The 14249-nt window shown below is 57.4% G+C and carries 12 protein-coding genes and 1 rRNA gene; 5 read left to right on the top strand and 8 right to left on the bottom strand.

The window, feature by feature from the left end; translation table 11 throughout:
- Positions 1–5 precede the first annotated feature (5 nt).
- Positions 6–121: ribosomal RNA gene (gene rrf, locus GT756_RS18930) — 5S ribosomal RNA — on the top strand.
- Positions 122–503: 382 nt separating this feature from the next.
- A complete protein-coding gene (locus tag GT756_RS18925; RefSeq protein WP_064187564.1) occupies positions 504–1802 on the top strand; it encodes an MFS transporter in 1299 nt (432 codons plus the stop codon).
- Between the two features lie 3 nt (positions 1803–1805).
- Here the strand turns inward: GT756_RS18925 and GT756_RS18920 are convergent, their stop codons facing one another.
- The 5 genes from GT756_RS18920 to trxC form a co-directional block, all read right to left on the bottom strand.
- Entirely contained in the window at positions 1806–2129 is a 324-nt protein-coding gene (locus GT756_RS18920) for a YfiM family lipoprotein (RefSeq protein WP_004201811.1), read from the bottom strand.
- 41 nt (positions 2130–2170) lie between these two features.
- Positions 2171–3526: a CDP-diacylglycerol--serine O-phosphatidyltransferase gene (gene pssA, locus GT756_RS18915; RefSeq protein ID WP_004201812.1), complete on the bottom strand. Its 1356-nt coding sequence runs from the start codon at positions 3524–3526 to the stop codon at positions 2171–2173.
- A 120-nt stretch (positions 3527–3646) separates the two neighbouring features.
- The gene (gene pat / locus GT756_RS18910) at positions 3647–6298 is read right to left on the bottom strand and encodes a protein lysine acetyltransferase (RefSeq protein ID WP_065878239.1); all 2652 of its coding nucleotides are present in this window, start codon (positions 6296–6298) and stop codon (positions 3647–3649) included.
- A 34-nt stretch (positions 6299–6332) separates the two neighbouring features.
- Positions 6333–7031, bottom strand: a complete 699-nt coding sequence (tapT, locus tag GT756_RS18905; RefSeq protein WP_065878243.1) for a tRNA-uridine aminocarboxypropyltransferase — start codon at positions 7029–7031, stop codon at positions 6333–6335.
- 69 nt (positions 7032–7100) lie between these two features.
- Positions 7101–7526, bottom strand: a complete 426-nt coding sequence (trxC, locus tag GT756_RS18900) for a thioredoxin TrxC (protein ID WP_002914091.1) — start codon at positions 7524–7526, stop codon at positions 7101–7103.
- 203 nt (positions 7527–7729) lie between these two features.
- On the opposite strand from trxC, the gene GT756_RS18895 reads away from it, so the two are divergent.
- Positions 7730–8815 carry a tRNA/rRNA methyltransferase gene (locus tag GT756_RS18895; protein WP_023318890.1) on the top strand — a complete coding sequence of 362 codons (1086 nt, stop codon included), beginning with the start codon at positions 7730–7732 and terminating at the stop codon, positions 8813–8815.
- Between the two features lie 56 nt (positions 8816–8871).
- On the opposite strand, the gene ung is transcribed toward GT756_RS18895, so the two are convergent.
- Positions 8872–9561, bottom strand: a complete 690-nt coding sequence (gene ung / locus GT756_RS18890) for a uracil-DNA glycosylase (protein WP_004201816.1) — start codon at positions 9559–9561, stop codon at positions 8872–8874.
- Positions 9562–9872: 311 nt separating this feature from the next.
- Here ung and grcA point away from each other — a divergent pair, with 311 nt between their 5' ends.
- Positions 9873–10256, top strand: a complete 384-nt coding sequence (gene grcA / locus GT756_RS18885; RefSeq protein WP_094334407.1) for an autonomous glycyl radical cofactor GrcA — start codon at positions 9873–9875, stop codon at positions 10254–10256.
- Between the two features lie 45 nt (positions 10257–10301).
- Here grcA and srmB read toward each other — a convergent pair whose 3' ends face one another.
- Positions 10302–11633 (bottom strand): ATP-dependent RNA helicase SrmB, encoded by a 1332-nt coding sequence (gene srmB, locus GT756_RS18880; RefSeq protein ID WP_114508353.1) that lies wholly within the window; start codon positions 11631–11633, stop codon positions 10302–10304.
- Positions 11634–11764: 131 nt separating this feature from the next.
- Here srmB and GT756_RS18875 point away from each other — a divergent pair, with 131 nt between their 5' ends.
- Entirely contained in the window at positions 11765–12502 is a 738-nt protein-coding gene (locus GT756_RS18875) for a tRNA1(Val) (adenine(37)-N6)-methyltransferase (protein ID WP_053810078.1), read from the top strand.
- Here GT756_RS18875 and nadB read toward each other — a convergent pair.
- On the bottom strand, positions 12487–14106 hold the full coding sequence (gene nadB / locus GT756_RS18870; RefSeq protein ID WP_017900412.1) for an L-aspartate oxidase: 1620 nt from the start codon (positions 14104–14106) through the stop codon (positions 12487–12489). The two genes, GT756_RS18875 and nadB, sit on opposite strands and share 16 nt — an antisense overlap.
- Between the last annotated feature and the right edge of the window lie 143 nt (positions 14107–14249).

Raw genomic sequence — 14249 nt, 5'->3', positions numbered from 1 at the left:
ATTTGCCTGGCGGCACTAGCGCGGTGGTCCCACCTGACCCCATGCCGAACTCAGAAGTGAAACGCCGTAGCGCCGATGGTAGTGTGGGGTCTCCCCATGTGAGAGTAGGGAACTGCCAGGCATCAAATAAAGCAGAAAGCTCAGTCGGAAGGCTGAGCTTTTTTGCGTTTGTGTCATCCGGCGAGGGTGCCGGCATGCCTCCCCGGTAGCCCGGCCAGGGGGGCTCAGCACCGCCTCCGGCGAAAATCCCACCATATCTCCCTCATCATCTTCATTCAAAGCAACATAAAACCCCGTCGTGGCAATCCCTTCGCCATAATCCACTTTTTCCTTGCTCCTGCGCTGGCGTTGATCGCGAAAACCGTGCTTACGAAAAAAAATGTGAATGCAATCACATATAAAGATATAACAATTATATAACATTTAGTTTACTAACTAATTTGTCTGCGTGACGTGGTACGCCCGACAAGACAGATTGCAGTCTTTGCTGGAGCAATATAACAATGACAGAGAGTAGCATTACCGAACGGGCCGCGCCGGAGCTGGCTGACACCCGTCGTCGTATTTGGGCAATTGTTGGCGCTTCCTCGGGAAATCTGGTTGAGTGGTTTGATTTTTACGTCTACTCATTCTGCTCGCTCTATTTTGCCCATATCTTCTTTCCATCCGGAAATACCACCACTCAACTTTTACAAACGGCAGGCGTATTCGCCGCCGGATTTCTGATGCGTCCTATCGGTGGCTGGCTGTTTGGTCGGATCGCTGACCGCCGCGGACGTAAAACGTCCATGCTTATTTCGGTCTGCATGATGTGCTTTGGTTCACTGGTAATTGCCTGCCTGCCGGGCTATGCAGTCATCGGCACCTGGGCTCCGGCGTTGCTTCTGTTGGCCCGTCTGTTCCAGGGGCTGTCGGTCGGGGGAGAATATGGCACCAGCGCGACCTATATGAGTGAAGTGGCGATTGAAGGAAAGAAAGGCTTCTACGCCTCTTTCCAGTACGTCACGTTAATTGGCGGACAGCTACTGGCGGTATTAGTGGTCGTGGCGCTCCAGCAGGTGCTGAGCGACGAAGATCTGCATGCATGGGGATGGCGTATTCCTTTTGCTCTCGGGGCAGTACTGGCCATCGTCGCGCTGTGGCTGCGTCGCCAGCTGGACGAAACCTCAAAGCAGGAGACCCGGGCGCTGAAAGAGGCTGGCTCATTTAAAGGGTTGTGGCGTAATCGCCGGGCCTTCGTGATGGTGTTGGGCTTTACCGCCGCCGGATCGCTGACCTTTTATACCTTTACTACCTATATGCAAAAGTATCTGGTCAACACGGCGGGAATGACGGCCAGCACCGCCAGCGTGATCATGACTGCGGCGCTGTTCGTTTATATGCTGGTTCAACCGCTGTTCGGCGCTTTTTCGGATAAAGTAGGCCGCCGTACCTCCATGCTGTGCTTTGGCGTACTGGCGACATTATTTACCGTGCCTATCCTGAGCGCCTTGCAAAAAGTGAGCTCCCCCTATGCTGCCTTCGGCCTGGTGATCTGCGCCTTGCTGATTGTCAGTTTCTATACCTCGATCAGCGGCATCCTGAAGGCCGAGATGTTCCCGGCGCAGGTTCGTGCGCTTGGGGTAGGGCTTTCCTATGCCGTCGCGAATGCCCTGTTTGGCGGCTCGGCGGAGTATGTCGCGCTGTCGCTTAAATCGGCGGGGATAGAGCACGCTTTTTACTGGTACGTAACGGTGATGGCGGCCATCGCCTTCCTGGTCTCCCTGATGCTGCATCGCAAGGGCAAAGGCCTGCGTCTTTAGCCGCTACTGGTGCGCCAGTTGCCACACAGCGTAGCCGGTGGTCGCGCCGGCTACATCCCAGGCGAAATCCTTCCAGCTCCAGCCGCTCCCTGCCGGGCGGCTGTCCCAAAGCTCTTTTGAGGCGCCGAGGCTGACAGAAAACATCAGGCCGATAGCGGCGCTGCGGTCCCGGCTGTAACCCTGATGTTGCGCATATTCATTGCCCGCGGCAGACAGCATCGCCGAGGCCAGAAAATGCTGGGCTTTGTCCTGACCGGACCATGCATCATTTGCCATGTGGCTGCAGCCCGTTAACATCAGCGAAGCAATCACGATTATCGTACGCATAGTGCTTCCAGAAAAAAGCCCCGTCGAGGCGGGGCTGATTGTCAGAGAATACGGCTGATCAGCCGGTCGATGCGGATCCGCCGTAGTCGGCGGATCAGTTTACGCACTTTCACCGGGTAGTCGGCAATACTTTGCAGATCCCGATAATGTTTCACCACCGTGGTGTGGGTGCGGATGAGCTTCAGCTCTTTCTCCCGCATGGCCCCCAACTGCTGCTTTGGATCGTGGATCAGAATGGCATTTTCCAGATCGAGTCGCCAGGCGCGCGGGTTAAGGTTGTTGCCGGTGAGCAGCATCCACTCATCATCAACCCACATGCCTTTCAGGTGGTAGCTGTTATCGTCATCCTTCCACAGGCGGACGATCAGCTGATCGGTATTCACATAATACTGCAGCCGGCTGAGGAAACGCCGCAGGTTGATTTCATACAGATAAGGAAGCGCGCCGATGATTTTAAACGGCTGATCTTCGGGAATATAGAAATCGTTAGCGGTTTTATCGCCGACAATAATCTCCACCTGTTTACCGTCGCGTAGCAGCTGGATGATATTTCTTACCAGCACGGCAGGAAGGTTGAAGTAGGGGGTGCAGATCGTTAACTTGTGCTCGGCACAGGGCATCAGGTGAAAGATAGTTTTGTTCAGCAGGCTGGATTTCCCCAGGCCTACCAGCGGGGTGACGGAGAGTTCTTCGTCACCGGCGGTGCCGACAAAATGGTAGCTGCGGTCGCGGAGCTCCTGACGGTACTGGCGAATGTCGTTTTTGATTTCCGGACTTTTTGGCCGATCCGGTCTGTCGAGACGATTCACACCGCGTCCCTGAACCAGATTATTGTCGACCCAGTCAAACATGACGTCCGCCATTTTGCCGTTTCGGATGCACTGATAGCGATCATAGCGGTACTTATCATGCTGATGCAGATAAACATCGTTCAGGCTGGCGCCGCTGTAGAGGACGCAGTCATCGATAATAAAGCCTTTGAAATGGAGAACGCCGAGCGCCTCCCGGGTGTTAATCGGCACGCCGTAAACGGGGATCTCTACGCCCGGATTTTCAGTGGCCATCCGGCAATACCAGTCGGCGTTGGTGTTGGAGGCGGCGGCGCCGATACGGCCACGTTGAGCGCGGTGCCAGTCCACGAGGACGCGAACATCCAGTTGCGGACGCTGACGCTTGGCGTCATACAGGGCCTGCAAAATTCCTTTTCCGCCATCATCTTGCTCCAGGTAGAGCGCAATAATGCATATACGCTGAGTGGCGTTGGCAATCCGGGTCAGTAACGCTTCCCTGAAATCCGCAGGGGCGTAAAAGAACTCTACATCATCAACTGACTGAGAAAGCTTAGGGAGTTGGGCAAGGTGTTGTTGATGTTTATTACGCTTAAATTTTGACAACATCACAGTGCGTTTCTTCTCTGTTTATTGAAGGGTCTTCTGTACCATGCAGACGACGTAAGCGGGCAATAATACCATTACTACCCGCTAATGTGGTCAACAATTGCGGTCAGCGTCGCGCGATTATCCCTGATTCAGGGGCAGCGACAGACTGACAATCCCATCTTCCAGCTGAATATCAACGGTGAATCCCAGCTTTCTGGCGAGGCCGATCATGCCTCGGTTATTCGGCATCGTAATCCCATTCAGCCGTTGCAGGCCATGGCTTTGCGTATAGGCGATCAGCTTTTCCAGCAGCCTTCGGCCCAGGCCTAACCCTTTCAAATCTGAACGGACCAGCACAGCAAACTCGGCATCAATATTATCAGGGTCTGAGATCGCCCGCGTCACGCCAAGGATCTCGCTCTGTTCCGCGGTGGTCCTGACGGCGACAAACGCCATTTCTCGATCGTAGTCGATCTGGGTCATATTGGCTAAGTCGTCATGGGTAAATTCGTTGATCTCACTAAAATAGCGATAATAGAGATCTTCTTTGGTGACCTGGGCGATAAACGCGAGCAACTGCGGTTCATCTTCCGGCAGGATCGGCCGGAACAGACAGCGATCGCCATTTTTCATCACCACCCACTCCTCCAGCTGGTGCGGATAGGGACGAATAGCGAGACGGCTTTCACTGTCGCCGCTGAAGGGAGCAAGCCCAAGGGTAACATCCAGCGCCGTAAACTCGTTGCCGGAGGCGAGCAGGGGATGAATATCCAGGCGCTGGATCTCCGGGCAGTCGACGATCAGGTTCGAGACCTGAACCAGCAGCTGGCTTAAGCCCGCGATATCCAGCGGTCGCAATGCGCTGCGGCCGCGGATCTTCTTATTTTTGATCGCCTGGATCACCAGATAACGCGCCAGGTTCATATTCAGCGGCGGCAGCGCCACGGCGGCCTGGTCCTCGGCCCGCCACTCTACGCCGCCTTCGCCCAACATAATCAACGGGCCGAAGAGGGGATCGTGCTCAACCACCACTCTCAGCTCCTGGGCGCCGGCGCGATTGGCCATACTCTGCACCAGCAGGCCATGAATGCGCGCCCGGGGCCAGGCCAGCCTGACGCGATCGATCATCGCATCCGCTGCCTGCTGCACTTCTGCCGCGGTACGTAGATACAGCATGACCCCCTGTACTTCTGATTTGTGGGGAATATCCGGGGAACGCAGCTTCAACGCAACCGGATAGCCTATCTGCTCAGCAATATGCACCGCTTCCGCGCTGTCAGCGGCGATCCAGGTTGGCAGTGTGTGGATGCCGTAGGCCCGGAGTACCGGGCTGACCTCGTGGGTATCCAGCGTGGTGGCACCGTCATCGATCGCTTGCTGGAGCAGGGCATGCGCCTCGCTGGTATTGGCGGTTAACGAGTCCGGCAGCACGGGGGTCTCGCGTAGCTGTTTCTGGTTGCGGCGGTACTCGACCATATGCATAAAGGCGGTGATGGTCCCCTCCGGCGTACGATAGGTGGGAAGGCCGGCATCGCTGAACAGCCGTCGCGCCTCCTGGGAGGAGAATTCGCCGCACCAGTTGGTCAGCACGGTGACATATTTGCCACGCGGATGGTGCTTCAGGGCGTCGATCAGCGCCAGGGCGCTCTCGGTGCCCGGCGCGGCGGCGCTGGGAGAGTGGATCACCAGCAGCGCGTCATAGTCCTGGCTGTTAAGCAGAATATTCACCGCCCGCTGATAATGTTCGCTGCTGGCGTCATCGCGTAGATCCAGTGGGTTGGCGATCTCGACGCCGCCCGGCAGCGCCTGGCGCAGGGCGTCGCGCGTCTCCTCGCTGAGGGTCGCCAGCTTACCGTTACGCAGCCAAAGCTCATCCAACGCCAGCGCCGCCGGCGCCGCGCCGTTGCTGACGATCATCAGTTTTTCACCGCGCAGCGGGCGCATATGGCTCAGGGTTTCTACGGCGGAGAAGAGCTCATGGGTATCCTGGACCCGCAGTAGACCAGCACGCTGGATGGCCGCATCCCATGCCGGATCCATCCCGGAGTTGACGTGCAACAGCTTCTGAGCCGCGGGACTACGGCCGCTTTTAATCACCAGGATCGGCTTGTTTCGCGAGGCGCTGCGCGCGGCGGAAACAAACCGGCGCGCGTCGCTGAGATGCTCAAGGTAGAGCAAAATGGCGCTGGTTTTGCTGTCGCGGGCCAGAAAGTCCAGCAGGTCATCGACATCTATATCCAGACTATCACCCAGCGCGATGAAGTAGGAAAACCCCATCTCGCGCTGTTGCGCCCAATCAAGGATGGTGTTGGAGACGGCAGCCGATTGCGAGATAAAGGCCAGTTTACCGCGATGGATCGGCACCGGCGAAAAGCTGGCGTTCAACCCTTGCCACGGCGCCAGCAGGCCGAGACTGTTGGGGCCGAGCAGGCGCATCTGATGGCGGGTGGCGCACGCCAGCAGCACCGGATACTGCTCAGGCTGCGAAGAAAGAATGATGCAGGTCTTGCAGCCTTTCTGCCCCAGGGCTTCAAGCAACTCGAGATTACGCCGCGCGTTGGTACAGAGTACCGCCAGATCCGGCGTAAAGGGCAGGCTCTCGATGGTGGGCCACGCCAGCACCCCGAGCACCGCCTTCCAGGCGGGGGTCACCGGCAGCACCGGGCCATTGAAGCCACCGGCTAGCAGGTTGCGCATCATGAGATAGCCAGCGCGCTGCGGTTTCATTGATGCGCCAATAACGGCGATGGACTTTGGTCGCAGCAGTGCTTCCAGGCCTCGTTGGCTCATACCGGTCTCCTTTCATCCCAGTGACCGAATGATTTTAAACGTTTTCCACCGGGTCCGCTGTGATACTGCCCTTATGCTGGGTTTTTCCCGCCAGGTAACGGGTCCGGAAACGGGTGAAGTGTTCGCCAAGCGCTGCGGCGGCTGGTGCATCGCCCGCCAGGTCCAGCAGGGCGATGGCCACTTCTGCGGTACAATATTGTCCGTCGGCGTGCGCCTCGCGCAGATGGTAGGCTGAGATGCGGGACAGATCGACGGAGATTATCGGCAGCGCGTCCAGATAAGGGCTCTTACGGAACATTTTACGCGCTTCGGTCCAGGTGCCGTCGAGCATGATAAACAGCGGCGGTTTGCCAGACGGCGGCGCGCTCAGGACCTGGCGCTCCGGCCCGGCGTAGGAGGCGGGGAACACCACCATCGGCTGGTAATCGGGATGGGCGACCAGGTCAAGCAGCCCCTGCGGCGGCTCGGTTCTCGACCATTGATAAGCCTCGGTATTCGGCAGAATATCGGCGATGAGCCGACCGGTGTTGCTGGGCTTCATCGGTTCCGTATCAAACATCACCAGGCAAAAGCGGCTGGTGGCCTGCGCCGGCGTTAACGTGGCGCACAGACACTGCTTGAGCGGCAGCAGACAGCGCTGGCAGCGGCGGATGCGATTACCGCGCGCAAGGAAAGGGCGGGTGGCTCGCGCGAGACGTTCGGCGCGCAGGCGAAGGACAGCGTTATCAGTCATGGGAGTCGCTAATGAAAAGCGCTATTGTCGCAGAGGCTAAAACGGGGCACAAGCGGTGCCCCGGAAGGATTACTGCTGTCCGGCTTCGTTCAGCCAGCTATCAAATGGCGCTTTTGGCACCGCGCCATTGAGCATGTCGATCACTTCGCCATTTTTGAACATCATAATGGTCGGGATGCTGCGGATACGAAACCGTGCGCTAAGCTCACGTTCCGCTTCGGTGTTAACTTTCACAAAGCGCATCTTCCCGCTACGCTCTTCCGCAACGTCTTCAAAGATCGGCGCGAAGCTACGGCAGGGACCGCACCATGGCGCCCAGAAATCAACAACGACCGGCAGATCGTCCTTTAAGAGTTTATCCAGCGTTGCCCCGGTCGCGTTGATGACGTCGCCGTCAAAAAGATCGTGACCGCAGCGTCCGCACTTTGCGCCATCCGCGCTACGATCGTCCGGGAGGCGGTTCAGAGCCTGACAACTGGCACAAACGGTATTCATAACTAACCTCTGGTTATGGGTTGCAACGTGGCACGTGGCCGATATGTTTCTGTGATGTTACATATTATCGATTAAGTGTTATTTAAGGACAATGCGTTTTGTTCGATGAGTGCAATAGAGGCCGGCTTTTAAACGAAATCATGGCGAAGCGATGACACATCGGGTAATCTGCGCGCTTCGCGCAGCGCAGGTGGAGAAAATTGATGAGCGACGAACTGAAAAATAAAAGCGGCAAGGTCAAAGTGATGTATGTCCGCAGTGATGATGATTCTGACAAACGCACCCATAACCCACGTACCGGGAAAGGGGGAGGTCGTCCAGGAAAATCTCGTGTTGACGGCCGCAGCCGCCCTGCGCGTGACGAACGAAACAGCCGCGGTGACGATCGTAAACGCGATGACCGCAAGCGTGATGAGCGCAAGCGCGATGATTTTCATCGTGACGATGCGTCCCCGTGGCGTACCGTTTCCCGCGCCCCTGGCGATGAGACGCCGGTAAAAGAAGATCACGGCGGGATCAGCGGGAAGAGCTTTATCGATCCGGAAGTACTGCGTCGCCAGCGCGCGGAAGAGACCCGCGTGTATGGTGAAAACGCCTGTCAGGCCCTGTTCCAGAGCCGCCCGGAAGCTATTGTCCGCGCCTGGTTTATTCAGAGCGTGACGCCGCGTTTTAAAGAGGCGCTGCGCTGGATGGCGGCTAACCGTAAAGCCTATCATGTGGTTGATGAAGCCGAGCTGGCGAAAGCCTCCGGGACCGATCACCACGGCGGCGTCTGCTTCCTGATTAAAAAACGCCACGGCACCTCTGTTGCCCAGTGGGTCGCGAAGGCCGCAGAAGAAGATTGCGTTCTGGCGCTGGAAGACGTGGGTAACCCGCACAACCTCGGGGCGATCATGCGCAGCTGCGCGCACTTCGGCGTGAAGGGCGTTGTGGTTCAGGATGCCGGCGTGCTGGAGTCCGGCGCGGCGATCCGTACGGCGGAAGGCGGTGCGGAACATGTTGAGCCGATCACCGGCGACAGCTTCATCGATACTCTTGATCAATTCCGTCAGGCGGGCTACGCGATTGTCTCGACCTCCAGCCATAATGGTACCCCGCTGTTTAAAGCCGAGCTGCCGAAGAAAATGGTGCTGGTGTTAGGCCAGGAGCGCGATGGCCTGTCGGATGCAGCGATCTCCAGCGCGGACCTCAGCGTCGCCATCGATGGTACCGGCAATGTCGAAAGCCTGAACGTCTCTGTGGCGACCGGCGTTCTGCTGGCGGAGTGGTGGCGTCAGAACAAGGCGTAATACCTGTCCCTGAATAAAAAAAGCCAGCTGATGCTGGCTTTTTTTATGGCTGTTGATCACTCGCTTTCGGCGGGAAGGACCGGCATCCAGTCAATCGGCGCTTCGCCGCGCTCGGTCAGCCACTGATTGGTCTGCACGAAATGGTTGCTGCCAAAGAAGCCGCGATGTGCAGAGAGCGGTGACGGGTGCGGCGCCTTCAGTACGCAGTGGCGCTGGCGATCGATAATCGCGCCTTTCTTCTGTGCATGGGAGCCCCACAGTAGAAAGACCACTCCCTCGCAATGCTCATTGATTAACGCGATTACCTTATCGGTAAACGTTTCCCAGCCGAGACTGGCGTGCGAGTGCGCCTGCCCGGCGCGGACGGTCAGGACCGTATTCAGCAGGAGCACTCCCTGGCGCGCCCAGCTTTCCAGGTAACCATGGGTAGGGCGGGTAAAGCCAGGGATAGTGGCCTCGAGCTCTTTGTACATATTTAGCAGCGAGGGCGGGATGGCGACGCCCGGGCGAACCGAGAACGCCAGACCGTGGGCTTGCCCCGGGCCGTGATAGGGGTCCTGGCCGAGAATGACGACTTTGACATCGCCCAGTTCGGTAAAGCGAAACGCATTGAAGACGTCTTTTTGCGGTGGATAGATGGTGATCCCGGACTGGCGCTCTTCGGCGACGGTCTTCAGAGTATTGAGAAAATAGGGTTGTTGCTTTTCATCCGCCAGCACGTCATGCCAGGTTAAAGGGGTGGTCATCTTGCTCTCCTGCAAAGGGTCATTGCTATAGCTTAACGGCTTCTTTCTACAGAACAAAATCGGCACGGCTCAACGCGGGCCTTCATGCAAAAAAAATTGAAAATTTACAAAATTATTTATAGCAGCGCATGGCGTAACTTGATGTAAAACAATAAAATCCTTGCATACCCACTTAGAGTGAGTGGTTTTTATTGATTTACATCAAAGAATGCCGAAGGGGCGGCTGATATATATACACTCATACAACAATGGTTTTACCAATTGGCCGCGAAGAGGCCAAAATCGAATAAACACTGCCTGGGAGGCATCAAATGATTACTGGTATCCAAATTACTAAAGCGGCAAACGACGACCTGCTGAACTCTTTCTGGCTGCTGGATAGTGAAAAAGGCGAAGCGCGCTGCCTGTGCGCCAAAGGTGGTTTTGCGGAAGATGACGTGGTGGCGGTCAGCAAACTGGGTGAAATCGAATACCGTGAAATCCCGGTAGACATGAAACCAGAAGTTCGCGTGGAAGGCGGTCAGCACCTGAACGTTAACGTGCTGCGTCGTGAAACCCTGCTGGACGCGGTTGAACATCCGGAAAAATATCCGCAGCTGACCATTCGTGTTTCTGGCTACGCGGTGCGCTTCAACTCCCTGACGCCGGAACAGCAGCGCGACGTTATCGCTCGTACCTTTACCGAAAGCCTGTAAGGCTAACGCCAGATGTGAAAACGCCGGGATAACCCGGCGTTTTTTTTACTCTTCGTTGGGCGCTGATGGCGTCCCGGCTGCGCTTGGTTTCCGGCGCTTACCGATATTTTTCGTATCGCGGTGGCGCTTTTTCACCCGCGGCTTTTCTTTTTCTTTCTCTTTTTTCTCGGCGCGTTTCGCCAGCACTTTCTTCGATGGTTTACCGGTCAGCTTCTCGCTTGGCGCGCGGGTTTTTGGTCGCAATTCATCAATCACCCGAGCTTTCAGCGGTTCTTCAACGTAGCGGCCGATCTTGCCCAGCAACAGGTGGTCGTGCGCTTCAACCAGCGAAATCGCGGTGCCTTTCTTACCTGCACGCCCGGTACGACCGATACGGTGCAGATAGATGTCGGCGGTGCGCGGCATATCGAAGTTAAAGACGTGGCTGACGTCCGGAATATCGATACCGCGGGCGGCGACGTCGGTAGCGATCAGCACGTTTACGCGGCCATCGGTCAGACGCTTGATGGCTTCGTTACGCTTGGCCTGCACCATCTCGCCTTCCAGCCAGCAGGTGTTAATCCCGGCTTCACGCAGCCAGTTGGCCAGCTCATGCACGCGCTCGCGCTTGCGCACAAAGACGATAGCGCGGGTAGCTTCCGGCTGTTGCAGCAGATTCACCAGCAGTTTGGTTTTATGTTCGATATCGTCAGCGCGGTAGTACCATTGATGGATTTTCTTGCGCTCGCGAGTCGACGGGTTAGCGGAAACTTCAACCGGCTCCTCCAGAAGACGTTCGGCGAAGTCTTTGATCGCATCGCCTTCGAGCGTCGCGGAGAACAGCATAGTCTGCTTGCGCCAGCGGGTTTCACCGGCGATGGTTTCGATATCCTGCGCAAAGCCCATGTCCAGCATGCGGTCGGCTTCATCGAGGATTAGGGTCTCGACGGCGCGGCAGTCGAAGTTCTCTTCTTTTATATACTGCAGCAGGCGACCAGTGGTGGCGACCACGATGTCCTGGTTTTCGCTGAACACTTCCGCGTGGTTCATGTAGGCTACGCCGCCGGTAATGGTGGCGATATCCAGATGGGTATGCTTTGCCAGCTCGCGGGCGTGGTCAGCCACCTGCATCGCCAGCTCGCGGGTCGGCGTCAGGATAAGAATACGCGGCGGGCCGGATTTCTTACGCGGGAAATCGAGCAGGTGCTGCAACGCTGGCAGCAGATACGCCGCCGTTTTACCAGTGCCGGTCGGCGCTGAACCGAGGATGTCACGGCCATCGAGCGCAGGCGGAATAGCGGCGGCCTGAATGGCTGTCGGGCGAGTGAAATCTTTATCCTGGAGGGCCTCCAGCAGGTTTTCGTCGAGTTCAAGTTCGGAAAAAGTCGTTACAGTCATGTTCTACCTCTGAGTGGGCCGCCGATTATAGACGTTACTGACGTAATGTTCATCTGTTTGTAAGGCTATCTGTTCTCCGGTATTGTGCATAGCCTTACGTTCAGGAGTTTTTGTCGGCAAGGTTATTGAGGATGTCTCAGTCGAAGTTTGCGCTGCCGCGCAATGGTTTTACCTTCAAACAGTTTTTTGTCGCCCACGATCGTTGCGCGATGAAGGTGGGTACCGACGGCATTTTGCTCGGCGCATGGGCGCCGATTGCCGGGGTGAAGCATGTGCTGGATATTGGCGCGGGCAGCGGCCTGCTGGCGCTAATGCTCGCCCAGCGTACCGGCGATGATGTATGTGTCGATGCGGTTGAACTGGACGCAGAGGCCGCCGCCCAGGCGCAGGAAAATGCTCTCGCGTCGCCATGGGCTGCGCGGGTTGAGGTCTGTCAGGCCGATATTCATCAGTGGCAGCCGCCGCAGACCCGACGCTATCAACTGATAATCAGTAACCCGCCCTTCTTTGCGGAAGGGGTGCCTTGCGCCACCTCGCAGCGGGAGCAGGCGCGGTATACCACTACGCTCGATCACGCTTCTCTGTTGACCTGCGCCGCTGAACATATCACCGAAGAAGGCTTTTTTTGCGTGGTGCTGCCGGTAGATATCGGTAATGCGTTTATCGAACGGGCAACCGCGATGGGCTGGCACCTGCGACTGCGCACTGACGTGGCGGAGACCGAGCTGCGGCCGCCGCACCGGGTGCTGCTGGCTTTCTCCCCGACGGCGGGGGAGTGTTTCAGCGACAGGCTGGCGATTCGCGGGCCAGAGCAGCAGTATTCTGAAGGCTTTACCGCTCTGACCGAGGATTTTTATCTCTTTATGTGAGCCAGGGGCGACAGTATCGACGGGCCGCTGTTCGGCAGCGGCTGCGGATAGTCGAGGGTGTAATGCAGACCGCGGCTCTCTTTGCGCAACATCGCGCAGCGTACGATAAGCTCCGCCACCTGCACCAGATTGCGCAGCTCCAGCAGATTATTCGAGACGCGGAAGCGGGCGTAATACTCATCCAGCTCCTGCTGCAGCATGGTAATGCGCCGCAGGGCGCGCTCCAGCCTGCGGGTGGTGCGCACAATCCCCACGTAATCCCACATCAGCAGCCGCAGCTCGTGCCAGTTATGCTGGATAACCACCAGTTCATCCGGGATCTCCACCTGACTTTCATCCCACGCCGGCAGGGTGCTAACCTTCTGGGCCAGCGGCAGGCGTCGGGCAATATCTTCCGCGGCGGACCAGCCGTAAACCAGGCACTCCAGCAGCGAGTTCGAGGCCATACGGTTCGCGCCGTGCAGCCCGGTATAGCTGACTTCGCCGATAGCGTATAACCCATCGACGTCGGTGCGGCCATTATCATCCACCATCACGCCGCCGCAGGTGTAATGTGCGGCAGGGACGACCGGCACCGGATCTTTGGTTAAATCAATTCCCAGGCCGAGCAGCTTTTCGTAAATCATCGGGAAGTGCTGGCGAACAAACGCCTCGGGTTTATGGCTGATATCAAGAAACATACAGTCCACGCCAAGGCGCTTCATCTCATGATCGATGGCGCGGGCGACGATATCGCGTGGGGCCAGCTCGCCGCGTTCGTCAAAGTCCGGCATAAAGCGGGTGCCGTCCGGGCGTTTAAGGTGGGCGCCTTCGCCGCGCAGCGCTTCGGTAAGCAGGAAGTTGCGCGCCTGCGGATGATACAGCGCGGTGGGGTGAAACTGATTAAATTCCAGATTTGCCACCCGGCAGCCCGCCCGCCAGGCCATCGCGATACCGTCTCCGGAAGAGACGTCGGGGTTAGTGGTGTATTGATAAACCTTGGCGGCTCCGCCGGTGGCGAGCACCACCGCCTTCGCGCTGCAGGTTTCCACGCGCTCTTTATTGCGGTTCCAGATCCACGCCCCGACCACCCGGCGCGTACCTGGCAAGCCAATCTTATCCGATACGATCAAGTCGACGGCATTGCTGCGCTCAAGGATGCGGATATTGGGGTGGGCGAGGGCTTTATCGACCAACGTCGTCTCCACCGCTTTGCCGGTAGCGTCGGCGGCGTGGAGAATGCGCCGATGGCTGTGGCCCCCTTCGCGCGTGAGATGATAGCTCTCTTCGCCATTGGCCTGGACCTGAGTGTCAAACAATACGCCCTGATCGATAAGCCACTGGACGCATGATCTGGCATTGCTGGCGACGAAGGTGACCGCATGGCGATCGCATAACCCTGCGCCGGCAATCAGGGTATCTTCGACATGGGATTCAATACTGTCCGTCTCGTCGAAAACGGCGGCAATCCCGCCCTGGGCATAGAACGTAGAACCTTCGCTGATCGGCCCTTTACTCAGCACGGTCACCGAACTGTGCTCTGCCAGGCGCAGCGCAAGGGAGAGGCCGGCAGCGCCGCTGCCGATAATCAACACATCACAAGAGAAGTCAGGAGTGGTATTCATCGTCTTTGTTTAATTTACTAAACACATTTAGCTCACAATAGCACCAGCTCGTGAGGAATCGTACATTTTTTTTGGCGGGCGTTGTGACGGCTAAACAGCAGGCGAGCGGAAACGGTCTGGAGCACGGCGAAAATGAGACGCGT

Origin of the sequence: Klebsiella sp. Q2 (genome assembly GCF_009900705.1) — a bacterium.
GTDB lineage: Bacteria > Pseudomonadota > Gammaproteobacteria > Enterobacterales > Enterobacteriaceae > Klebsiella > Klebsiella quasipneumoniae.
Note: the sequence above shows the minus strand (reverse complement) of the source record. Positions and strands in the feature narration are given on the sequence as shown.